The organism is Geodermatophilus sp. SYSU D01180, assembly GCF_054050415.1.
Genome location: NZ_JBJGZH010000002.1, coordinates 79,843 through 101,696 on the forward strand (window position 1 = coordinate 79,843; position 21,854 = coordinate 101,696).

Annotated in this window: 22 protein-coding genes; 16 read left to right on the plus strand and 6 right to left on the minus strand. The window is 77.8% G+C overall.

What is annotated here, in order from left to right; translation table 11 throughout:
* Nucleotides 1-37 precede the first annotated feature (37 nt).
* Nucleotides 38-1,456 carry an MFS transporter gene (locus ACI8AA_RS03115; protein WP_457043058.1) on the plus strand — a complete coding sequence of 473 codons (1,419 nt, stop codon included), beginning with the start codon at nt 38-40 and terminating at the stop codon, nt 1,454-1,456.
* Nucleotides 1,457-1,471: 15 nt separating this feature from the next.
* Nucleotides 1,472-2,065, plus strand: coding sequence for an Rv1733c family protein (locus ACI8AA_RS03120; protein WP_457043059.1), 594 nt, complete (start codon nt 1,472-1,474; stop codon nt 2,063-2,065).
* 31 nt (nt 2,066-2,096) lie between these two features.
* On the opposite strand, the gene ACI8AA_RS03125 is transcribed toward ACI8AA_RS03120, so the two are convergent.
* From ACI8AA_RS03125 to ACI8AA_RS03135, 3 genes are all read right to left on the minus strand, one after another.
* Nucleotides 2,097-2,585, minus strand: coding sequence for a DUF6325 family protein (locus ACI8AA_RS03125; protein WP_457043060.1), 489 nt, complete (start codon nt 2,583-2,585; stop codon nt 2,097-2,099).
* A gap of 141 nt (nt 2,586-2,726) precedes the next feature.
* Entirely contained in the window at nt 2,727-3,203 is a 477-nt protein-coding gene (locus ACI8AA_RS03130) for a DUF7144 family membrane protein (protein ID WP_457043061.1), read from the minus strand.
* Between the two features lie 145 nt (nt 3,204-3,348).
* On the minus strand, nt 3,349-5,988 hold the full coding sequence (locus tag ACI8AA_RS03135) for a LuxR C-terminal-related transcriptional regulator (protein WP_457043062.1): 2,640 nt from the start codon (nt 5,986-5,988) through the stop codon (nt 3,349-3,351).
* Nucleotides 5,989-6,380: 392 nt separating this feature from the next.
* On the opposite strand from ACI8AA_RS03135, the gene ACI8AA_RS03140 reads away from it, so the two are divergent.
* The 7 genes from ACI8AA_RS03140 to ACI8AA_RS03170 all read left to right on the plus strand — a co-directional run bounded on the left by ACI8AA_RS03140 (nt 6,381) and on the right by ACI8AA_RS03170 (nt 12,605).
* Nucleotides 6,381-7,454: a hypothetical protein gene (locus ACI8AA_RS03140; RefSeq protein WP_457043063.1), complete on the plus strand. Its 1,074-nt coding sequence runs from the start codon at nt 6,381-6,383 to the stop codon at nt 7,452-7,454.
* Nucleotides 7,451-8,014, plus strand: a complete 564-nt coding sequence (locus ACI8AA_RS03145) for an RDD family protein (protein WP_457043064.1) — start codon at nt 7,451-7,453, stop codon at nt 8,012-8,014. The genes ACI8AA_RS03140 and ACI8AA_RS03145 overlap by 4 nt, the downstream gene beginning before the upstream one ends.
* Nucleotides 8,015-8,117: 103 nt before the next feature.
* Entirely contained in the window at nt 8,118-8,312 is a 195-nt protein-coding gene (locus ACI8AA_RS03150; RefSeq protein ID WP_457043065.1) for a hypothetical protein, read from the plus strand.
* A gap of 83 nt (nt 8,313-8,395) precedes the next feature.
* Nucleotides 8,396-9,115, plus strand: coding sequence for an HD domain-containing protein (locus tag ACI8AA_RS03155; protein ID WP_457043066.1), 720 nt, complete (start codon nt 8,396-8,398; stop codon nt 9,113-9,115).
* On the plus strand, nt 9,112-9,708 hold the full coding sequence (locus ACI8AA_RS03160) for a hypothetical protein (protein ID WP_457043067.1): 597 nt from the start codon (nt 9,112-9,114) through the stop codon (nt 9,706-9,708). The genes ACI8AA_RS03155 and ACI8AA_RS03160 overlap by 4 nt, the downstream gene beginning before the upstream one ends.
* Before the next feature lie 85 nt (nt 9,709-9,793).
* The gene (locus ACI8AA_RS03165; protein WP_457043068.1) at nt 9,794-11,107 is read left to right on the plus strand and encodes an alpha-amylase family glycosyl hydrolase; all 1,314 of its coding nucleotides are present in this window, start codon (nt 9,794-9,796) and stop codon (nt 11,105-11,107) included.
* Nucleotides 11,108-11,198: 91 nt separating this feature from the next.
* Nucleotides 11,199-12,605, plus strand: coding sequence for an ATP-binding protein (locus ACI8AA_RS03170; protein WP_457043069.1), 1,407 nt, complete (start codon nt 11,199-11,201; stop codon nt 12,603-12,605).
* Between the two features lie 23 nt (nt 12,606-12,628).
* Here the strand turns inward: ACI8AA_RS03170 and ACI8AA_RS03175 are convergent, their stop codons facing one another.
* Nucleotides 12,629-13,831: a cation:proton antiporter gene (locus tag ACI8AA_RS03175; protein ID WP_457043070.1), complete on the minus strand. Its 1,203-nt coding sequence runs from the start codon at nt 13,829-13,831 to the stop codon at nt 12,629-12,631.
* 221 nt (nt 13,832-14,052) lie between these two features.
* Here ACI8AA_RS03175 and ACI8AA_RS03180 point away from each other — a divergent pair, with 221 nt between their 5' ends.
* The 5 genes from ACI8AA_RS03180 to ACI8AA_RS03200 all read left to right on the plus strand — a co-directional run bounded on the left by ACI8AA_RS03180 (nt 14,053) and on the right by ACI8AA_RS03200 (nt 18,446).
* Nucleotides 14,053-14,562 carry a sigma-70 family RNA polymerase sigma factor gene (locus ACI8AA_RS03180; RefSeq protein WP_457043071.1) on the plus strand — a complete coding sequence of 170 codons (510 nt, stop codon included), beginning with the start codon at nt 14,053-14,055 and terminating at the stop codon, nt 14,560-14,562.
* Nucleotides 14,546-15,628, plus strand: a complete 1,083-nt coding sequence (locus tag ACI8AA_RS03185; RefSeq protein WP_457043072.1) for a hypothetical protein — start codon at nt 14,546-14,548, stop codon at nt 15,626-15,628. The genes ACI8AA_RS03180 and ACI8AA_RS03185 overlap by 17 nt, the downstream gene beginning before the upstream one ends.
* Nucleotides 15,625-16,587 carry an ABC transporter ATP-binding protein gene (locus tag ACI8AA_RS03190; RefSeq protein WP_457043073.1) on the plus strand — a complete coding sequence of 321 codons (963 nt, stop codon included), beginning with the start codon at nt 15,625-15,627 and terminating at the stop codon, nt 16,585-16,587. The genes ACI8AA_RS03185 and ACI8AA_RS03190 overlap by 4 nt, the downstream gene beginning before the upstream one ends.
* The gene (locus ACI8AA_RS03195; RefSeq protein ID WP_457043074.1) at nt 16,584-17,432 is read left to right on the plus strand and encodes an ABC transporter permease; all 849 of its coding nucleotides are present in this window, start codon (nt 16,584-16,586) and stop codon (nt 17,430-17,432) included. Before ACI8AA_RS03190 ends, ACI8AA_RS03195 begins: the two co-directional genes overlap by 4 nt.
* Nucleotides 17,433-17,510: 78 nt before the next feature.
* Entirely contained in the window at nt 17,511-18,446 is a 936-nt protein-coding gene (locus tag ACI8AA_RS03200) for an alpha/beta hydrolase (RefSeq protein ID WP_457043075.1), read from the plus strand.
* Nucleotides 18,447-18,482: 36 nt separating this feature from the next.
* Here ACI8AA_RS03200 and ACI8AA_RS03205 read toward each other — a convergent pair whose 3' ends face one another.
* Nucleotides 18,483-18,968 (minus strand): cupin domain-containing protein, encoded by a 486-nt coding sequence (locus tag ACI8AA_RS03205; RefSeq protein WP_457043076.1) that lies wholly within the window; start codon nt 18,966-18,968, stop codon nt 18,483-18,485.
* A 61-nt stretch (nt 18,969-19,029) separates the two neighbouring features.
* On the opposite strand from ACI8AA_RS03205, the gene ACI8AA_RS03210 reads away from it, so the two are divergent.
* Nucleotides 19,030-20,202: an MFS transporter gene (locus ACI8AA_RS03210; RefSeq protein WP_457043077.1), complete on the plus strand. Its 1,173-nt coding sequence runs from the start codon at nt 19,030-19,032 to the stop codon at nt 20,200-20,202.
* 4 nt (nt 20,203-20,206) lie between these two features.
* On the opposite strand, the gene ACI8AA_RS03215 is transcribed toward ACI8AA_RS03210, so the two are convergent.
* Complete coding sequence (locus tag ACI8AA_RS03215; RefSeq protein WP_457043078.1) at nt 20,207-20,494, minus strand: SUMF1/EgtB/PvdO family nonheme iron enzyme; 288 nt, start codon at nt 20,492-20,494, stop codon at nt 20,207-20,209.
* A 173-nt stretch (nt 20,495-20,667) separates the two neighbouring features.
* On the opposite strand from ACI8AA_RS03215, the gene ACI8AA_RS03220 reads away from it, so the two are divergent.
* A complete protein-coding gene (locus ACI8AA_RS03220) occupies nt 20,668-21,843 on the plus strand; it encodes a DUF222 domain-containing protein (RefSeq protein WP_457043079.1) in 1,176 nt (391 codons plus the stop codon).
* Nucleotides 21,844-21,854: the final 11 nt, after the last annotated feature.

The following is a 21,854-nucleotide window of genomic DNA, read 5'->3' on the forward strand; positions in this document are numbered from 1 at the left end:
CCGCCTGCGGCGCCGATCCCATCCCGGAGGACCTCCCGTGACCAGGACCGGCGCCGCAGGCGCGGCGGCCACCGCGACGGCCGGGGCCGTCGTCCTGCCGCTCGCCCTCGCGCAGTTCATCGCCAGCTACGCGGCGTCGAACATGAACGTCGCGATCAGCACGATCGCCGACGACCTCGACACCGACGTCGCGGGGATCCAGACCACCATCACGCTGTTCACGCTGACGATGGCGGCGCTGATGATCCCCGGCAGCAAGCTCACCGACATCTGGGGCCGCAAGCGCTGCTTCGTCCTCGGCCTGCTGGTCTACGGCGCCGGCGCCCTGCTGGCCGCGTTCGCGCCGGGGCTGGCCGTGCTGACCGTCGGCTACTCGCTCCTCGAGGGCATCGGGTCGGCGCTGCTCATCCCGCCCATCTACATCCTCATCACCGTCGTGTTCGAGGACGTGCGGACCCGCGCCAAGTGGTTCGGCGTCGTCAGCGGCGCCGCGGGGCTGGGCGCGGCCGCCGGACCGCTGATCGGCGGCCTGATCACCAGCTACGTGAGCTGGCGGGCCTCGTTCGTGCTGCAGGCCGTGGTCGTCGCCGCGATCGTGCTGCTCGCCCGCCGGATCGACGACCCGCCGCTCCCCGCGCAGCGCCCGCGCTTCGACCTGCTGGGTGCCGTCCTGTCGGCCGCCGGTCTCTTCCTCGTCGTCTTCGGAATCCTGCAGACCGGCACCCAGGGCTGGACCTCGTCCCGGGTGTGGGTGCTGGTCGCCCTGGGCGGCGTGTTCCTGGCCGTCTTCCTCCTGCACGCGCAGAACCGCGAGCGGCACGGCCGCACGCCCCTGGTCTCGCCCTCGCTGTTCCGCAACCGCACGTCGAACCTCGGGCTGACCACCCAGACCGTGCAGTGGCTGGTCATGCAGGGCTCGTTCTTCGTGATCTCGGTCTTCCTGCAGCAGGAGCGGGGCTACTCGGCCGTGCAGACCGGCCTGATGCTGCTGCCGGCGACCGTGGGCATCCTGCTGTCCTCCGCCGCGGCGCAGCGGATGGCCAGCCGGCACCCGCAGCGCCTGCTGATCCGCGCCGGCTTCACCCTCACCGTCGCGGGGCTGGCGCTGCTGGTGGCGCTGGCCCGCCAGGACTCCGCGGTCTGGACGTTCTGGCCCGGGCTGTTCCTCGTGGGCTTCGGCGTCGGCGCGATGCTGACCGCGTCGGTCAACGTGGTGCAGTCGGCGTGGCCGGAGCACGTCCAGGGCGACATCTCCGGTGTCTCGCGCAGCGTCTCCAACCTCGGGTCCTCGCTCGGCGTGGCGATCGCCGGGTCGGTGCTCGTGGGCGCGGCCGCGGCGGGCAACCCCCCCTTCCTCACCGCGATCGTGGTGGTCGGGGGGTTCGCCGTCGTGGGGTGGCTGGCCGCCTTCCTGCTCCCCCACCCGTCCCGCCGGGCGCACACGCCGTCCGCGTGACCCGGGGAGCCCGCCGTGGACGGCCCGCTGCACCCCCTCCGGCGGTTCACCCTGGGCTCGGGGCCGCTCAAGCGGGGCACCGACCGGCTGCAGCTGCTGGGCCGGCTCGCCGTCGTCCTGTCCCTGCTGCTGGCCGCGCCGCTGGCGGTCGCCGCCACGACGGCCACGCGGCACTCCCTCGAGGCGCAGGCCGCGACGCAGGCCGCCGAGCGGCACCAGGTGCGCGCCGTGCTGCGCGAGGACGCGCCCGCCGTGCTCGACCCGGACGGGATCGGCGACCGCGCGGCCGGGATGGTGCCGGCGCGCGCCACCTGGTCGGCACCGGGCGGCCTGCCGCGCGAGGGGGTGCTGCACGTGCGCCCGCACACCCCGGCGGGGACCGCGGTGTCCGTGTGGGTCGACGACGCCGGCCGGGTCACCCGCGAGCCGATGGACCCCGGCACGATCCCGGCGGCGGCGACGGCGGTGGGGGCCCTGACCCTCCTGGGCGTGCCGCTGGCGGCGTGGACGCTGCACGTCGTCCTGTGCTGCGCCCTGGACGCCCGCCGGGACCGTCAGTGGACGGAGGGCTGGGCCGCCGTCGAGCGGGAGTGGCGCACCCGGCTCTGAGCGGCCGGGCGCGCGCTCGGGTCCGCCGCGCTCAGGTCTGCTCGGTGGGGGCCGGCTCCTCCGCCTCCAGGGCGTCGAGCGCCGCGAGGATCGCCTGGACCGGGACGTGTCCCGAGGCGACCAGCTGGCCGCCGGAGCGCCGCAGCGCGCGGGCGAACGGCGCCGCCCAGACGTTCTCGTAGACGAGGACGCCGGCCGCGGTGCCCGGGTCCAGCGCCGCGGCGGCCTCGGCGAGGTCGTCGTCGCCGAGGAGGCCGGAGCGGGCGCCGTCGAACAGCGCCGCCTCGAGGACCTGCATCCGCCGGAGGTCGGTCTGCTCGAGGGCCGTGACGGTGCCGTCGGCGTCCTTGCGCAGGAAGACCAGGTCCAGGACGCGGATGACGCCGCGGTCGACGAGGTCGACCAGCAGCGGGAGGGCCTCGCCGGTCATGCGGTCGGCCGGGAAGGCGACGACGAGGTAGTCGACCGGTCCCATCTGGTCGAGGTCGGCGTCGGTCGGCTGCTGGAGGTCCGTGGTCATCTCTGCCCCAGGGGGTGCGGGTGGACGGCGGTCGCCCCAGCGTCGGCGCGGGCGCCGCCGGTCCACGTCCTCCCGCGCGGACGATCCGCACGACCGCGGGGGTGTCCGTCCGGGGACGGGCACCCCCGCGGGGGACGGCGGTCAGCGGTAGTCGGACTTCAGCTCCCGCCCGTGGACGATGATCGCGTAGATCACGATGACGTCGATCGTGATCATGAGGATCGACCACACCGGGTACGCGGCGATGAACGCGAGGTTCACCAGCGCGCTCAGGAACGCGATGCAGACGCCGACCACCCGGGCGGCCATGTTGCCCGCCAGCAGGCCGAGCCCCGCCGCGATCCCGATGGCGCCGAGGATCATGTGCGTCCAGCCCCACACGTCGTAGTCGACGTTCACCGCGAGGCCGGACTCGGCGACCAGGTAGAAGCCGTCGTCGAAGACGGCGATGAGGCCCTCGATGATCTGGAACGTGCCGAGCATGACGAGCATGACGCCGGCGAAGACGACCCAGCCCGCCCAGCCGCTCGGCCGCTCCTCGAGGGGTTGCTGCTCGTAGCGCGGCCGCGGCACCGACGTGCTCGTCGACGTCGAGTCCGCGCGCGAGGTGTCTGTCACGTGCCTCTCCTCCTCGGTCCGGCCCCGGGACCCGGTGGCCCGTGCGGGCGGGACCGGGGCGTGTGCGGCAGCAGCGTGGGGCCGCGGCGAGCGGGTGGGCATCGTCCGCTCCGCATGACCCGGCCCCGCCGGCGGCGCCCGTCGGTCAGACCAGGCCGAGCTCGCGGGCCCGCCGCACCGCCTGGTTGCGCCGGCTGACGGCGAGCTTGCGCAGGATGCTGCGGATGTGCGTGCGGACGGTGTTCACCGAGATGAACATGGTCGCCGCGATCTCCGCCGTGGACAGCATCCCCGCCAGGTGCCGCAGCACCTCGGTCTCCCGCTCGCTGAGCTCCTGGACCACGTCCGGCACCGCCCGGGGCGCCGCCGGACGGGTCCCGTGCGGGCGCGGCGGGGTGGTCGCCGACGGGTTCAGCCAGGCGGCGGGCCCCTGCAGCCGGGTCTGGGTGCGCAGCAGCCGCCGGGCCTGGGGTGGGGTGTCGATGAAGGGCCAGCGCAGCAGCTCGGGCCGGGCGAGCTCGAGGGCCTCGGCGAGCTCGTCCACCGCGGCGGGCGCGTGGCCGGCCTCCAGCAGCTGGCAGGCGCGGATGACCCGGGCCTCGACGACGGCGGCGGGCGCCCTGGTGCCCGTCGGCTCGGTCGGCGTGACCGCGGCCGGGTCCCCGGACAGGAGGTCCACCGTCGCGCGCAGCCGCCGGCTCCACGGCTCGTCGGCACGGGTCTCCCGGAGCATCGACAGCCCCTCGGTGACGTGCCCGCGGGCGACCGCGAGCCGGACCACCTCGCTGATGACCGGCTCGGCCACCCACCGGGGCAGGCATGCCCCCCGCAGGTGCGGCCCCAGGCACCGCTCGGCCGCGTCGTACTCGTGCCGCAGCCGCAGCAGCTGGCTCTGCAGCACCGCGAGGAGCGGCTCCGTCAGGGCGGCGCCGGCCGCGCCGTCGCCCCGGGACCGCGTGCGGGCGTGCGCCCGGCCCAGCCACTCGCGGGCGGCGGGGAGGTCGTAGCGGCGCAGGTGCGTCCACGCGAGGGCGGTCGCCGACGCCGGCTCGCGCGTGGCGTCGTCCCGGCCCTCCTGGGCCGCGAGCCGCTCCGACTCGCCGGCCAGCTCGACGGCGTGGTTGAGCCGGCCCTCCAGGGCCTCGAGCAGCCCGAGGGAGGCGACGGTGCCGCTGCGCAGGGGCCGCGAGCCCGCCGCCTGGGCCGCGGCGGCCGCGGTGCGCAGCCCGGCGGCCAGCTGCCCGGTCGGCTCGTCGGTGCCGAGGGCCGCCGACGCGCGCAGGGCGCCCAGCACCGCCGCGCCGTCCCGCCGGTCCTCGTCCGGGAGCGCGGCCAGCAGCGAGGCCGTGGCGTCGGCCTCGGCGAGCCGGGCGCCGGCGGGGACCCCGGAGGCGGCGGCGGTCGCCAGGGAGACGAGCGCGGCCGAGGCGCGCAGCGTCGGCCGGGAGCCCTCCCCGCGGGCCGCCGCGACGTCGGCGAGGTCGGGGGCGGCGGGCGCGGCCTCGTCGGTGAGGGCGACGGCGGTCCGCAGCACGGCGGCGTCGGGGCCGCGGAACCGCTCGGGCAGCGCGTGCACCCCGTGCAGGGCGGGGTCGGTGCCGTGCGCGAGCAGGCGCGGGACCAGCAGGTCGTCGACCAGCAGCCGCGCGACCACCGGCCAGTCCTCCGCGGCGGCGGCGTGCCGGACCGCCTCGGGCACCCGGCCGGCCGCGGCGTACCAGGCGGCGCAGGTCCGGTGCAGGGTGGCGACGTCGCCGGGGTGGTCGAAGGCCAGCTGGGCCTGGAGCATCTCCCGGAACAGCGGGTGGACGCGGTACCCGCCCGGCGCGCCAGGAGCGGCCTCGACGAAGGCGTTGGCCCGCGCCAGCCCCGCGAGGACGCGCCGGCCGATCGGCCGCCCGCACAGCCGGTCCACCAGGTCCGGCCACAGCTCCGCGGTGACGCTGACCCGCAGCAGGAACCTCCGCACCGGCGCCGGCTGCCGCTGCAGCACCTCCGCGAACAGGTACTGCGCCACGCTGCCGTCGTCCTGCGCGAGCGAGGTCACCAGGTGCTCGGGTGCCGCCCCCTGCGCGAGCGCGGCGCCCGCCAGCCGCAGGCCGACCGCCCACCCCCGCGCCTCCGCGTGGAGCGTCCGGGCGACCTCCGCCGGCACCGGCACCCCCATCGCGGCGAACAGCTCCCGGGTCTCGTCGGGGGTGAAGGCCAGCTCCTCCGCGCGGATCTCCGACACGGACCCGGCCAGCCGGTACTGGTGCAGCGGCAGCGGCGGGTCGGCGCGGGCGCACAGCACCAGCCGCAGCCCGCTGCCGGAGTGCCGGACGAGCAGGTCCAGCCCCGCGCCGACCGAGCGGTCCCGCACGTGGTCGGCGTCGTCGACCACCAGCGTCACCGGCCGGGGCAGCGCGGCCACCCGGCCGGCGAGCGACGGGACGAACCCCGTCGGCTCCGGCTCCCCGGGCTCGAGGGGCGGCAGGCCGTCGCGCCTGAGCCCCACCGACTCCAGCGCACCGACGACGTAGTCCCAGAACGTCGCGGCGTCGTCGTAGTCGTCGACGGCGAGCCAGGCGACCGGGCCGTCGTCCGGCCGGGTGCGCGCCCACGAGGCGGCCAGCACCGTCTTGCCGGACCCCGCCGGCCCGCTGACCAGGGTCAGGGGCGACCGCTGCACCGCCCGGGAGAGCGCGGTGGTCAGCCGCGGGCGGGGGACGGTCGCGTCCCCCGGCTCGGGCGGGGTGAGCTTGGACGCCAGCAGGGCGGGGCCGGAGCGTGCAGCAGCGGGCACCGCCCTCCCCGACGCGGTCGCGTGGATCGGCGACAGACTCGCCATGGCGCGTCCTCCCGCATGCGGTGCAGGCCGTCCCCCGTCCCGGCGCCTCCCGTCTGAGCACCCACGGGCCGGACGTGTGACCGGTCCTGCACCCAGCCTGGTCATGTCCACAGGGGGACCTCAGAGGAGAAGGTCCCCGGCTCTGCCTCCCGACGTCATCCATGGTGGAGGAGCGGGGAGCGACCGGAGCCTCCCTCGCCCTCGCGGCGGACGGGTTCATCCATTCCGGATGAGGGACGCCCCCGGCCGCTGCCGGACGCTGGCGGCTCCGAGGGCTGGGGAGGGCGCATGGTCCTGACAGCGGGCGGCGTCCCCCGGTGGCCGTGAACCCCGGCGGTCCACCGGTCGTGGGGCCACGGCCGGCCGGTGCACCGCCGGTCCCGCCGCCGTCGGAGCGGTTCGACGCCGACGGCGCGGTCCGCGACGTGGTGCGGGCGGCGGTCGCCGTCCTCGAGGTGACGGCGGCGCTGACCCGGCTCCTCGCGGAGCACGCCGACGCCCGCCGCCGCGCCGTCGCCGCGCGCCTGCCCCGGCCCGGGCGCGCACCGGAGGCGCTGGCCCACCCGGTGGTGGCGACGGCGCGCGCGCTGGCCGGGGCGGCCGACCGCGTGGTCCCGGCGGTGGCCCGGGGACTGCTCGCCCGCCTCGACGTCCCGGCGCTGGTCCGCGAGTTCGTGGACCTCGACCGGCTGGCGGCCCTGCTCGACGTCGACGCGGTGGCCGACCGGCTCGACGTGGCCCGGGTGCTCGACCGGGTCGACCTCGACGGCGTGGTGGCACGGGTGGACCTCGACCGCGCCGTGGCCCGCGTGGACCTCGACGCCGTGGTCGGCCGGGTCGACGTCGACGCCGTGGCCGACCGGCTCGACGTGGCCCGGGTGCTCGACCGGGTCGACCTCGACGCCGTCGTGGCGCGGGTCGACCTCGACCGCGCCGTGGCCCGCGTGGACCTCGACGCCGTCGTGGACCGGGTGGACGTCGGCCGGGTGCTGGACCGGGTGGACCTCGACGGCGTGGTCGACCGGGTGGACCTCGACCGCGCCGTCGGGCGCGTCGACCTCGACGCCGTCGTGGACCGGGTGGACCTCGACCGCGCCGTGGCGCGCGTCGACCTCGACGCCGCGGTGGACCGGGTCGACCTCGACCGCGCGGCCGCCCGCGTCGACCTCGACGCCGCGGCCCTGCGCATGGACCTCGCCGGGCTGGCGCGGTACGTGGTCGAGGTCATCGACCTGCCCGGCCTGCTGCGCGCCTCGACCGGCTCGGTGACCTCGGAGGTGGTGCGCTCCGTCCGCGACCAGGGCGCCGACGCCGACCGGGCGGTGGAGCGGGTCGTCGACCGGCTGCTGCGCCGGCACGTCCGGCGGACCGCCGCGGGCGACGGCGTCCGCGGCCCCGCCGGTCCGGAGCCGTCGTCGTGACCCGGGCCGAGGAGCGGCGCGGCACGCGGGCCGGCATCCCGGCACCGCGACCGGCACCCCGGCCGGCCCCGACGCCGGTGCCGCCGCCGGCGCCCGGGGAGCACGGGGAGCCGCGGGGCGGACGCGCCGGCCTGGTCACCCGCGCGCTGGCCAACGTGGTGGACCTGCTGCTGGTCGCGCTGCTCGTGGTCGGGGGCTACGCGGCGGTCGCGGCCGCCCGCTTCCTCGTGAACCCGGCCGGCTTCACCTTCCCCGCGCCGTCGTCCTCGACGCTGCTGGCCTGGGCGCTCGGGGTGCTGGCGGTCTACCTCGCCGTCACCTGGGTCGACGCGGGGCGGACCTACGGCGACCGGCTGCTCGGGCTGCGCGTGGGCGACGACCGCGGGGACCGGCTGGGCTGGGCCCGGTCCGCGGTGCGGGCGGTGCTGTGCGTGGCGTTCCCCGTCGGCCTGCTGTGGGTGCTCTTCAGCCGGGGCAACCGGTCGGTGCAGGACCTGGTGCTGCGGACCTCGGTCGTCTACGACCGGCCGCCGCCCGTGGTCGTCCCTGGCGGACGATGACCCCTGCCGGCCCTCGGGGCAGGCTGGGGACGTCCGGGACGCCGTGCCCTGCGCGGCCCGGACCCGGCAGCACCGGGCCGCGACGACCGGCGGGAGGTCCGCCATGTCCACCCTGGCGCCGACCCCGGACCGCTTCACCGTCCTCGACTCCCTCATCGTGCGGGCACTGGCCGAGCTCCGGACCGCGCGGCGCGCCTGCGGGCGGCCGGGCGACACGAGGGCGCTCGAGCTGCGGACGCAGGCGGAGGCCAACCTCAACGCCCTCCTCGAGTACCGGCACGCCGCGCAGCGGCGGTGACCCGGCCATCCCCCGCGGACGACGCGCCGGCGCGCGCCGCCGTGGGAGGGTCGTCCCGCGCGACACCCGACCGAGGAGGACCCGTGCCACCGCGTGAGGAGACGTCCGGGACGGCGCGCGCCGGGACCGCCCCGGCGCGACTCCCGTCCTGGCTGCTCGTCGAGGCCGCGCACCGGCTGGCCGCCCGGCTGCTGGGCGGCTCGGGGGTGCGCTGGCGGCACGAGCAGGGGGTGGCGCGGCGCGCGGAGGAGGCGTCGGCCGCGATCGCCCCCGCCGACCGGCCGCTGCTGCTGGCCGCCGCCTGGCTGCACGACATCGGCTACGCCCCGGAGGTGCGGCGCACCGGCTTCCACCCGCTCGACGGCGCGCTCTACCTGCGCGACCGGGGCTGGCACCCGGTGGTGGTCGGTCTGGTGGCCCACCACTCCGGCGCCCGGTTCGTCGCCGACGAGCGCGGGCTCGGGGAGCTGGTGCGGGACTTCGACACCGGCCGGTACGCCTCCGGGCCGCTGGCCGACGCGCTGACCTTCGCCGACCAGACCACGGCCGCCGACGGCCGCACCGTCGACGTCGAGGACCGCTTCGCCGACGTGCTGGGCCGGCACGGCCCCGACAGCCCCACCGCCCGCGCCCACCCCCGGCGCGCGCCGGTCGTCCGGGCCGCCGTCGCGCGCACCGAGCGGCGCCTGGGGCGCCTGCGCGTCCTGCAGCCGGGCCGGCGTCCGGTCCCCTCCCACGACGGGGGGACGGGCGGCGCCGGGGGCTCCAGCTCCCCCACCCGGGAGGCCGATGGGAGGGCGTGACGCCGCACCGCCCCTCCTCCCGCTGGCACCCCGCCGAGGACCCCTGGGAGTGGGCCGGCCGGCACGGGCTCTGGCGCGGGGACGACGTCGCCGCCACCGCGCTGGTGCTCGCCGTCGCCGAGCACGCCGAGGACGCCTCCCCGTGGGCGGGCAGCCAGGTGGTGCGGCTGGTGCGGTCCGTCCTCGACGACGCCTCCCCCGCCGCGGGCCGGCTGGCCGCCGCGCTCGCCGGCCCCGCCGCCGGGCTCGGGGAGGTCGCGGCGACGCCGCTGGTGCACGTGCGGGCGGCGGTCGCCGCGCGGCCCGACCTGCCCGGCGACGTCGCGGCCGCGCTCGACCGGGATGCGGCGCTGCGGCGGGCCCGGGAGCGGGTCGCGGCCGCGCCCGCGGAGGGCGCGCGCGGCCTGGTCGGGGAGTTCCGCGCCTGGTCGCTGGGCCGGGCGCTGCTGCGGCAGCGCGGCACGTGGACCGGCCGCGCCCGGCTGGCGGTGCGCCTCGACGAGGGGGCCGGGGACCTGCTCGCCGAGCTCGGCCGGACGCCGGCCGCCGACCTGCTCGTCCGCGCCACCGGCGGGCGCGCGGCCCGCGGCTGAGCCGCCGCCCGCACTGCGGGACCGCGGCCGCTCGGGGAGGGTGGCGGGGGCCCCGCCCGGGGCCCCCGACCGCGGGAGGAGCGACGTGCCGGACTGGGTGACCGACGCGATCTGGTGGCAGGTGCACCCCCTGTCCTTCACCGGCGCGGAGCCGGCCGCCCTCCCGCCCGGGCAGCTGCGGCACCGGCTGCCCCACCTGCAGCGCTGGCTGGACCACCTGCTGGCGCTGGGCTGCAACGGCCTGGCGCTCGGGCCGGTGTTCGCCAGCGGCACCCACGGCTACGACACCGTCGACCACTTCCGCGTCGACCCGCGCCTGGGCGACGACGCCGACCTCGACGCCCTGCTCGCCGCGGCGCACGAGCGCGGCGTCCGGGTGCTGCTCGACGGCGTGTTCAACCACGTCGGTCGGGACCACCCCGCGTTCCGGGCCGTCGTCGAGCAGGGGCGCGACGCCCCGACGGCAGGCTGGTTCCGGCTGCACTGGCCGCCGGACTGGACGCCGGGCACCGCGCCGGGCGCCGACGTCTTCGAGGGCCACGACCTGCTCGTCGAGCTCGACCACTCCTCCCCCGCCGTCGCGGACCTGGTGACCCGCGTGATGACGCACTGGCTCGACCGCGGCGCCGACGGCTGGCGCCTGGACGCCGCCTACGCCGTCCCGCCGTCGTTCTGGGCGCGGGTCCTGCCCGCCGTGCGGGCCCGCCACCCCCGGGCCTACGTCGTCGGGGAGGTCATCCACGGCGACTACCCGCGCCTGGTGGCCGAGGGCGGGCTGGACGCGGTCACCCAGTACGAGCTGTGGCAGGCGGTCTGGCACGGCGTCGCCGAGCGCAACCTGTTCGAGCTGGCCTGGTCGCTGCAGCGGCACGCCGGCTTCCTGCGCTCCTTCGTGCCCTGGACGTTCGTGGGCAACCACGACGTCACCCGCATCGCCAGCCAGCTCCCCGACGTCCGGCACCTCCCGCACGCGCTCGCGGTGCTGTTCACCGTGGGCGGGACGCCGGCGGTCTGGTCCGGCGACGAGCACGCCTTCCGCGGGGTGAAGGAGCACCGCGCCGGGGGCGACGACGCCGTCCGGCCGCCGTTCCCCGCCGACCCGTCCGGGCTCTCCCCGCTCGGCGCGCCGACGTTCGCGCTGCACCGGGAGCTGATCGGCCTGCGCCGCCGGCACCGCTGGCTGCACACCGCGGCCCCCGAGCAGGTGCACGTGGCCGACGAGCAGCTGGTGTACGCCGTCGCCGGGGACGGGCAGCGGCTGCTGGTCGCGCTCAACCTCGCCGACGCCGCGGTGCGCGTGCCCGCCCCGGGCGCGGGGACCGTGCTGGCGGGGAGCGCGACGGTGGGCCGCGGGGACGTCGCGCTGCCCGCGCACGGCTGGGCCGTGCTCACCGGCTGAGGCCGGCGCGCCCGGGGACCTGTCGGGGCCCCGGCGGCCCCGGCATGCTCCGGGCACGCCCGGGCGGACCGGGCGTCAGGAGGTCGCCCGGATGACCGAGACCACCGACCCCGCCGTCCCGGCCCTGCGCGGGATCGGGCTGTTCGCCGGCACCGACGACGACCAGCTGCGCACGCTGGCCGCCGTCGGCACCGAGGTGCGCTTCGCGTCCGGCGACGTCCTGTTCGTGGAGAACGCCCCCGCGGAGTCCTGGTGGGTGCTGCTGGAGGGCAGCATCGACCTGGTCCGCCACCTGGGGTCGGAGGAGACCCGGCTCGGGGTCATGGACGTGCCCGGCCGCTGGGCCGGCGGCTTCCGGGCCTGGGACGAGCACGGTGCCTACCTGGCCACCGGCCGGGCGGCGACGGGCGGGCGGGTGCTGCGGGTGCCGGCCGGCGCGCTGCGGGAGCTGTGGACCAGCCGGTTCCCGCTCGGGCTGTACCTCACCGAGGGCGTGTCCCGGTCGGCGCGCAACTACGAGACGATGGCCCGGCAGCGGGAGGCCCTGGCCGCGCTCGGGACGCTGGCCGCCGGGCTCGCGCACGAGCTCAACAACCCGGCCGCGGCCGCGACCCGGGCGGTCGACGCGCTCGCCGAGGCCCACGACGCGATGCTGTCGTCGCTGCGCCGGCTGGCCGCCGCCGCCGTGACCGCCGACGGGTTCACCCGGCTGGACACCCTCCGCCAGGAGCTGGCGAGCCGGCCCGGCGGGGACCCGCTGGAGGTCGCCGACCGGGAGGACGCCCTCGCCGACTGGCTGGCCCGGCAGGGGGTGGCGCGGGAGTGGGCGCTGGCCCCGGCGCTCAGCGGGGCGGGCGCCGACGTCGCCTGGGGAGAGCGGGTGGCCGGCGTCGTCGGGGCCGACCGGCTCGAGCCCGCGCTGGAGTGGGTGGCGAGCACCCTGGAGGCGGGCGGGCTGCTGGCGGAGGTCAAGGAGTCCACCCGGCGCATCTCCGACCTGGTGGCGGCGGTGCGGTCCTACTCCCAGCTCGACCGGGCCGCCGTGCGGGAGACCGACGTGGCCGAGGGCCTGGAGAGCACCCTCGCGATGCTCGCGCCGCGGGTGCCGCCGGGCGTGACCGTGGTCCGGGACCACGCGCCCGGCGTGCCGCGCATCGAGGCGCGCGCCGCGGAGCTCAACCAGGTGTGGACCCACCTGGTCGACAACGCCCTGCGCGCGATGGGCGACCGCGGGACGCTGCGGGTGTCCACCCGGGTGGACCGGGACGCGGTGGTCGTGGAGGTCGGCGACACCGGCGCCGGGATGACCCCCGAGGTCCGGGCGCACGCCTTCGACCCCTTCTTCACGACGCGGGGCGTCGGCGAGGGCACCGGGCTCGGCCTGGACATCTCCCGGCGGATCGTCGACCGGCACGGCGGCGACATCGACGTCGACCCGCGGCCCGGCGAGACGGTGCTCCGGGTGCGCCTGCCCGTCCGGCGTCCCGGACGGCACTGACGGGGCGCCACCGGCCGGGGCCCTCACGCGGGGCCGGCCGGGCCTCCCGCGGCCGGGACGGGCGCCGGGGCGGCCGCCCGCCGGTCCAGGACGACGGCCAGGGCCGGGAACAGCAGCACGGTGACCACCCCGGCGCCGACCAGCGCCGCGGCGTTCTCCGGCAGCATGTGGCCGCTGCGCAGGCCGATCTCGGTGAGCGCGACCAGCACCGGCAGCGCGGTGGCGCTGACGAGGGCGGTCTGCGCGCGCTGCCGCAGCGGCAGCACCCGGCGGTAGACCAGCAGCGCCGGGCCGCCCCGGACGGCGAGCATCAGGGCGAGGAACAGCACCAGCCGCAGCGGCGCCTCGGCGATCGAGCCGAGGTCCAGCGCCATGCCCGAGGCCACGAAGAACACCGGCACGAAGAAGCCGTAGCCGACCGCGTCGAGCTTGGCCTCCAGCTGGGGCGCCGCCCCGCCGACCCACCGCCGCAGCACCATCCCGGCGAGGAAGGCCCCGAGCACCGCGTCCAGGTGGAACTGCTCGGTGACCGCGATCAGCGTGATGAGCAGCAGCACGGTCGCGCGCAGGGTGATCTGCGCGGTCGAGTCCTGGCCCGCGGCGATCACCCGGGCGAGCCGGCTGCCGTCCCGGATGCCGCGGCGCAGCAGGGCGAGGGCGACGGCGAGCGCGGCGACCGCGCCCAGCGACACGAGCGCGGCGACCCGGCCCTGGCTGCCCAGGAACACCGCGATCGCGAGGACGGGCAGCAGCTCCCCGACGCCGCCCGCGGCCAGCAGGTACCGCCCGAGCCGGCCGCCGAGCAGCCCCTTCTCCCGCAGCACCGGCAGGAGCGTCCCCAGGGCCGTGGTGGTCAGCCCGAGCGCCACCGGGAGGAACGCCTCGACGACGTCCCCGGCGGACAGCAGGCCCACCACGCCGAGCGCCAGCAGCAGCGACGCCGTCCAGCCGAGCAGCGCGCGGCGGCCGGCGTCCTCCCGGAACAGCCGCGGGTCGAGCTCGTAGCCGGCGAGCAGGAAGACGAAGCCGAGCCCGACGTCGGCGAGCACCCGCACGTCCTGCGCCGTGCCGACGTCGAGCACGTGCGGGCCCAGCAGCATCCCGCCGGCGAGCAGCAGCACCACCTGGGGCACCGGCAGCCGCGGGAGCAGCCCGACGAGGACGGCGGCGAGCAGGGAGACGGCCGTGACCGCGGCCAGGGTGTCGATCACCACGACGTCGTCCACCCGGTACTCCCCTCGCCCGGGGTGCCGGCCGATCCTCCCGCGCACCCCCCGCCGGGGGAACCGCGCCCGCGCTGTCACATCCGCGGGCGCGGCGGTGCTACCTGGACGTGAGCGCGATGAGGCACGGTGTCCCCGCACCGGCGGCCGCCGTGCCGGCCGTCCTGTCCCGGGCCGGCCGGAGCCGGCGTGCGGGCCGGGCGGATCGGGAGGACGGCGGGGCCGTGTCGGGACGGGGAGCGGTCCGCGCCGACCTCGAGCAGGTCTTCCGCGCCTCGTACCCGCGCGTCGTCGGCGTCGCCGCCCGGGTGCTCGGCTCCCGGGACGGCGCCGAGGACGTCGCCCAGGAGGTGTTCCTCTCCTTCGCCCGCACCTCGGTGCCGGCGGGCGAGGCGCCGGGCTGGCTCTCGGTCGCCGCCGCCCACACCGCCCTGAACCACCTGCGCTCCGGCCGCCGCCGCACCACCCGCGAGGAGGCGGCCGGCGGCCCCGGCCCCGAGGTGCCCGACGTCGCCGACGACGTCGTCACCCTCGACGAGCGCCGCCGCGTGCGGGCGGCCCTGGCCCGGCTCCCCCGCCGCCAGGCCGTCGCGCTCGTCCTGCGGCACAGCGGCCTCAGCTACGCCGAGGTCGCCGCCGCCCTCGACCTGTCCCCCGGCAGCGTCGGCACGACCGTGCGACGCGCCGAGTCCGCCCTGCGCGAGGAGTTGACCCGCCATGCGTCATCCGACTGAGGGCACGCTGCGCCGGCTCGTGGACGAGCCGGCCGGTGTCCCCGACGCCGACCGCGAGCACGTCGCCGGCTGCGCGACGTGCCTGACCGGCCTGGCCGCCGCCCAGCGCGACGCCACCGCCGTCGCGGCGGCCCTGTCCCCGGGTGCCGCCCCCGACACCGGCGCCGCGTGGCACCGGCTGTCGTCCGCGGTCGCCGTCGACGAGCGCCGCCGGACGGCCGCCCCCGCCCCGGCCCGCCGCCGGCGCGCCCGGCTGCGCAGCCCGCTCGTGGCCGCCGCCGGCGTCGTCGCGCTGCTGGCCGGCGGCGGCGTCGCCGCCGCGACGGACTGGCTGCAGGTCTTCCGCACCGAGGAGATCGCGCCGGTCACCGTCACCCAGGCCGACCTGGTCGCGCTGCCCGACCTGTCCGCCTACGGCACCGTGCAGGTGCTGGAGGAGCCCGACGTGCGCCCGGTCGCCGACGCGGCCGCCGCGGAGGACGTCACCGGGCTCGCCGTCCCGACGGTCGGGGAGCTCCCCGGCGGGGTGGGCGGCGACCCGTCCTACCAGGTCGGGGACCGGGCGGCCGTGGAGTTCACCTTCTCCGCCGAGCGCGCGGCGCAGGCGGCCGCGGCGTCCGGCGAGACGCTGCCGCCCCCGCCGGCCGGCCTCGACGGCGGCCGGTTCCGGCTGACCGCCGGCCCCGGCGTCGCCGCGGTCTGGTCCAGCGGCAGCGGCGCGCCCGGCCTGGTCGTCGCCCGGGTCGTGGCCCCGACCGCCGAGTCCTCGGGCGTCCCGTTCGCGACCGCCCGCGACTACCTGCTGTCCCTGCCCGGCCTGCCCGAGGACCTCGCCGCCCAGCTGCGGTCCTTCTCCGGCGACGGCACGACGCTGCCGCTGCCGGTGCCGGCCGGGCTGGCGACCAGCTCGACCGCCGACGTCGACGGCGAACGGGCCACGGTGCTCACCTCGCGGGACGGCTCGGTGGCCGGCGTGGTGTGGGTGACCGACGGCGTCGTCACCGCGGTGGCCGGGTCGCTGGGGGCCGACGAGGTGCTCGCCGTCGCCCGGGGTCTGGCGGAGTGACCTCCCCGACCGCCGCCGCGGAGCGGCTGCTGGCCGACCTGCCGCCGTCGCCGGCGGTGTGGTGCCAGGGGTTGCGCAAGCGGTACGGACGGCGGACCGCGGTCGACGGTGTCTCCCTCACCGTCGGCCGCGGCGAGGTGCTCGGCCTGCTCGGGCCCAACGGCGCGGGCAAGACCAGCGTGATCAAGATGCTGCTCGGCCTCGTCCGGCCCGACGCCGGGGAGGTGCTGCTGCTCGGGCGGCCGGCGCGCGACCCGCGGGCCCGGGCCCGCGTCGGCTACCTGCCCGAGCTGTTCCGCTACCAGCCGTGGCTGAGCGCGGCGGAGGTGCTGGCCCTGCACGTGCGGCTGTCCGGCGCGGCGGTGCCCGAGGCCGGGCAGCGCGACTGCCTGGCGCTGGTCGGCCTGGCCGACCGTGCCGGCGACCGGGTGGGCGGCTTCTCCAAGGGCATGCAGCAGCGGCTGGGGCTGGCGGTGGCGCTGGTGGCCCGCCCGGAGCTGGTGGTGCTCGACGAGCCGACCAGCGCGCTGGACCCGATCGGCCGCGTCGACGTGCGCGACGTCGTGCTGTCGCTGCGCGAGCGCGGCGTCGCGGTGCTGCTCAACTCGCACCTGATCGGCGAGGTGGAGCGGGTCTGCGACCGGGTGGTCATCCTCGACAGGGGACGGGTCGCGGCGGCCGGGACGCTGGCCGAGCTGCTCGGGCAGCGGGAGGTGCGGCTGCGGCTCGACGGCGTCGACGCCCGCGCCGAGGCGCGGCTGGCCGCCACCGGCCGGCTGACCCGCAGCGGCGACCGGTTCACCGTCACGCTGCCCGAGGACGCGGACGCCGCGGTGCCGGCGCTGGTCGCCGACCTGGTCGCGCTCGGCGTCCGGGTGCACGCGGTGGAGCCGGGGCGGATCAGCCTGGAGGAGCGGCTGCTCGACGTCCTCCGCTCCGGATCGGCGGCGCAGCGGTGAGCACCGCCCGCGTCGTGCTGACGATCGCCGGCCTGACCCTGCGCGAGGCCGCGCGGCGGAAGGTGCTGCGCTCGCTCGCCGTGCTCACGCTGGCGCTGCTCGGGCTGTCCGCGTGGGGCTTCGCCCGGCTCGACGCCGAGTTCGGCGGGCTGACCAGCGGCGAGGCGCGGATCGCCGCGTCCACCGTGCTCAACCTGGTGATGTTCGGGTTCAGCCTCATCGCCGCGCTGGGGACGGCGTTCCTCGCCGGGCCCACCGTCTCCGGCGAGGTGGAGTCCGGCGCGGCGCTGGCGGTGCTGGCGCGGCCGGTCCGCCGCTCGGCGGTGCTCGGCGGCAAGTGGCTGGGGCTGGTGGCCTTCGGCGGCGCGTTCGTCGCGCTGGCGGGGCTGGCGCAGTTCGTCGTCGTCCAGGTGACGGTCGGCTACTGGCCGCCGCGGCCGCTGGTGGGGCTCGCGCTGCTCGCCGCGCAGACCGCGGTGCTGCTCACCCTGGCGCTGCTGCTGTCCACGGTCATCTCACCGATGGCCTCGGGCGTCGTCGCGGTCGGCCTGTTCGGCGCCACCTGGATCGCCGGCGTCGTCGGCGGGATCGGCGACGCGCTGGGCAACGAGGGCGTCGCGCGGGTGGGCGCGGTCTCGCGGATGCTGCTGCCCACCGACGGGCTGTGGCGCGGGGCGATGAACGCCTTCCAGGACCCGACGCTGGTCGGGCAGTTCACCGAGCTCGGCGGGTCGCCGTTCTTCGGCGAGGCCCCGCTCACCGCCGCCTACCTGGCGTGGGCGGCGCTGTGGGTCACCGTCGTCCTGGGGCTCGCGGCGATGGCGTTCTCCCGCCGGGACCTGTAGCCGTCCCGGCTCGGTACCGTCCGTGGCCGGGGTTCCACGCCCCCGCCCCCGCCCGACGACGCCGTCTGGAGTTGCCCCGTGCCGGTCGACCCGCACATCGCCGCCCTGCTGTCCCTGCTCGCGCAGTCCGGCGCCCCGCCCATGTGGGAGGGCACGCCCGAGGCCGGGCGCGCCCAGTACCTGGCGCTCACGCACGGCGCGCGCTCGCCCGAGCACGTGGTGCCGGTGGCCGGCGCCGAGGACCGCGCGGTCCCCGGCGCCGACGGCGACCTGCGGGCGCGGGTGTACCGGCCCGAGGGCGAGGGGCCGTTCCCCACGGTCGTGTTCTTCCACGGCGGCGGCTGGGTGATCGGCGACCTCGACACCCACGACAACATGGCCCGCAGCGTCTGCCGCGGCGCGGCGGCCGTGGTGGTCGCCGTCGACTACCGGCTCGCCCCCGAGCACCCGTTCCCCGCCGCCGCCGAGGACGCCGTCGCCGCGGCGCGGTGGGTGGCGCAGCACCTGGACGAGCTCGGCGGCGACTCGCGGCTCGGGCTCGCCGGCGACAGCGCCGGCGGCAACCTGGCCGCCGTCGCCGCCCAGGTCCTCCGCGACGAGGGCACGAAGGTGGCCGCGCAGTTCCTCGTCTACCCGTCGGTCGACGTCGCCGGCGAGTACGCGTCCCGGGTGGAGAACGCCAAGGGCTACTTCCTCGAGCAGGACACGATGGACTGGTTCCACGGCCACTACGCCGGGACGTGGGAGGACGCCCGCGACCCGCGGCTGTCCCCGCTGCACGCAGCCGACCTGGCCGGCCTGCCGCCGGCGCTCGTGGTCACCGCCGAGTACGACCCGCTGCGCGACGAGGGCGAGGCCTACGGGGCGGCGCTCGAGGCCGCGGGCGTGGCCGCCGACGTGCGCCGCTACGACGGGATGATCCACGGCTTCTTCGACATGGGCGCCTGGTCCCCGGCCGCGCAGGCCGCGATCGACGAGAGCTGCGCGCGCTTCGGCGAGCTGCTCCGCGGCTGAGACGGCGGGCCGGCCGCCCCGGCGGCGGCCGGCCCGTCAGACCCAGTACGTGTCGTGGCGGAGCATGAACTCCGCCCGCTCCTCCGGCGTCATCTGCGCCCCCCGCGCGAGCGTCCGGAAGTACTCCTCGCGCGGCCCGCCCGGCGCGAACATCAGCAGCATCGAGGCGTGGTCGCCGCCGCGGAACCCGTGGATGCCGCCCTCGGGGACGTAGAGGAAGTCGCCCGCGCCCGCGGTCACCCAGCTGCGCCCGTCGTAGAGCTCCACCTCGCCGCGCAGGACGTAGAACTGCTCGGAGATGGAGCGGTGGAAGTGCGGGCCGGGGCCGGACGCGTCGGCGCCGAAGGTCCACCGGTAGAGGCCGAACCGGCCGGTCGTCCGGTCCCCGGTGGCGAGGAACTCGCAGGTGACGCCGGCGGCCGAGACGGTGTCCGGCGGCGTGTCGGTGCGGCGCAGCCAGGCGGTGGCCTCGCCGGTGGTCCCGCGGTAGAGGTCGGGCGGGTAGTGGCGGTGCAGGGACACGGCTCCTGCTCCTCTCGTCGCCGGACGCCCATCGTGGCAGCGGGGCGGTAGCGTCCGCCGGGTGCCGGACGCTGCGACGGGGCAGGTCGGGCGGCGGCTGGACGCCCTCACCTTCGGGCTGTTCACCGTCGCCCTGGGCACCAACGTCCCGACGCCGCTGCTGCTGGTCTACCGCCGCACCCTCGGGCTGTCCGACGCCGACCTGACCGCCGTGTTCGGCTGCTACGCGATCGGCCTGATCGCCGCGCTGACGGTGTCCGGCGCCGCCTCCGACCGGTTCGGCCGGCGCACCGTCGTCCTCCCGTTCGCGGTGCTGGCCGGGCTGGTCTCGCTGCTGTTCGTGCCCGCGGCCGAGCACCTGCCGCTGCTGTACGCGGGGCGGCTGCTGCAGGGCGCGGTGTCCGGCGTCGTGTTCTCGGTGGCCAACGCGTGGCTGCAGGACCTGGCCGGGCCCGCCGGCCAGCAGGCGGCGGCCACCCGCGGCGCGGTGTCGACGTCGCTGGGCTTCGCGATCGCGCCCGCGATGAGCGGGGTGCTCGCGGAGTACGGGCCGGCACCGACGACGCTGCCCTACCTCGTGCACGTCGCCGTCCTGCTGGTGGGGCTGGCCGCGCTGCTGACCGTGCCGGAGACCGTGCGGGAGCGCGGGCCGGGCCGGCTGATGACCCTCGGCCTGCCGCCGGAGGCGCGGCGGCCGTTCCGCGCGGTGCTCGCGCCGACCGCCACGGGCGTGTTCGCCTTCCCCGCGGTGGCGGCGACCGTGCTGCCGCTGCTGGTGGTGCCCGACGGCGTCGGCGTCGCCTACGCCGGGCTGGTGGGCGGGCTGGCACTGGCGGCGAGCGCGGTCGCGGCCCGGCTCGGGCGGCGGGCCGGGGGCGGCGGCGGTCCGCTCGGGATGACGCTCGGCGCCGTCGGCCTCGCTCTCGGGGTGGTGGCGGTGGCGACCACCGTCGAGCCGCTGCTGCTGCCGGCCGCGGCGCTGATGGGCGCCGGCGGCGGGCTGTGCCTGACCGCGGGCCTGACGCTGACCGCCCAGCTCGCGCCGCCGCACACCCGCGGGGCGATGAACAGCGCCTTCTACGCCTTCGCCTACGTCGGCTTCGGCACGCCGCTGCTGCTCGCCTGGCTGGGCTCGGTGTTCGGCACCGTGCCGGCGCTGGCGGGGTTCGTCGCGGTGCCGCTCGCGCTCGCGGCATGGCTGTGGTGGGAGCTCCGGTCCGCCGCCCGCGGGTGAGCCGTCACCCGCCGGTCACGGACCGCGCGATCCGGAAGCCGACGTCGTCGATCCGGAGGCGGGGATGGCTCCGGCGTCGCACCGAGGCACGGCAGCTCCACTGCCCGTCGGACCACCCGCCGCCGCGGAGCACCCGGTAGGGGCCGTGGACCTCGGCGTCGTAGACGTCCCGGTCTCGACCGGCAGCCCGTCGCCCCGTGCCGCGCTGGGCCGGCGTCCGGTGACCTCGGCGTAGCGCTCCTGGGTCACCGGGACGGCGGCCGGCTCGAAGGCGCCGACGGCGACCGTCCACCGGCGCTGCGTACGCCGGTCCGAGAGGGTCACCCGCCCGCGGGGACGGGCAACTCGTGTCGCCGGACGGCCTGCGCTTCGGGCCCGTGTCGAGGTCCGCGCCGGAACTGTGGACAGACGTCTGAGCTGGGGATTCATGCTGCGCGAGGTCGCCGAACCCAGTAGACTTCGATCATGCGTTCGGGTGAACTGGTTGGCGGGGACGTCCTCGACGACGTCGCCGGGCTGGTCGCCGAGCGCAACCGGATCGACGCCCGGCTGGCCCGCGCGGTGCGGTCCGCGGAGCTGTCCCAGGCGCCGGAGCGGGACGGGCTGAGGTCGATGGCCTCGTGGCTGCGCGGGCACTGCCGGCTGTCGGCGGCGGAGGCCTCCCGGCTGGTGCGCAACGGCCGGGCGCTGGAGCACCTGCCGGCACTCGCCGAGGCGCACGCCGCCGGTCTGGTGTCGGCCGAGCAGGTCGCGGTCGCCGCCCGCGCCGTGACCCCCGAGCGGCTGGCCTCGGCGCTCGAGCAGCGCGTGGACCTGGCCGTGATCGATGCGGTGGTCACCGGCGTGGCGGTCGAGCGCGCGCACGCCGACCTGGTGCAGGTGGTGCAGCACTACTGCACCGACCTGGATCCCGACGGGCCCGAGCCGGACCCCACCGAGGGCCGGTCGCTGGCGCTGGCCAGGCACGCCGACGGCTCGCTGTCCGGCCGGTTCCACCTCGACGCCGTGGGCGGGGAGAAGGTCCAGGCCGCCCTGGAGGCGCACGTGCAGGCCGACCGGCCCGCCGGGGACGACCGCAGCCGCGCCCAGCGGCTGGGGGATGCGCTGGTGCAAGTGGCCGACAACGTGCTGGCGTCCGGGTCGCTGCCGATCCTGCGCGGGCACAAGCCGCAGATCGCCGTGCGGATCGACCTGGACGACCTGGTCGACCCGTACGGCAGCCCGAACGCCGGGCGGCTGGGGTCCGGCGCCACCATCTCCGCCGCCCGCGCCCGCTGGCTGGCCTGCGACGGCGCGGTGTCCCGGGTGGTGTTCGGCCCGGACGGCGCCCCGCTGGACCTGGGCCGGGAGCAGCGACTGATGAGCCGCCACATCCGCAAGGCGGCGGAGCTCCGCGACGGCGGCTGCGTGTTCACCGGCTGCGGCGCCCCGACCTGGTGGTGCGACGTCCACCACCTCATCCACTGGATCGACGGCGGCGACACCAGCCTCGACAACTCCGCGCTGCTGTGCGAACGCCACCACACCAAGGTCCACCACGGCTTCCGCGTCGAACGACAACCCAGCGGAACCTGGCGTACCTACCGCCCGGACGGCACCGAGATCACCACCCCAGCACCGCTGCTGGCGCCCGCCGCCTGACGGAGGCGCGC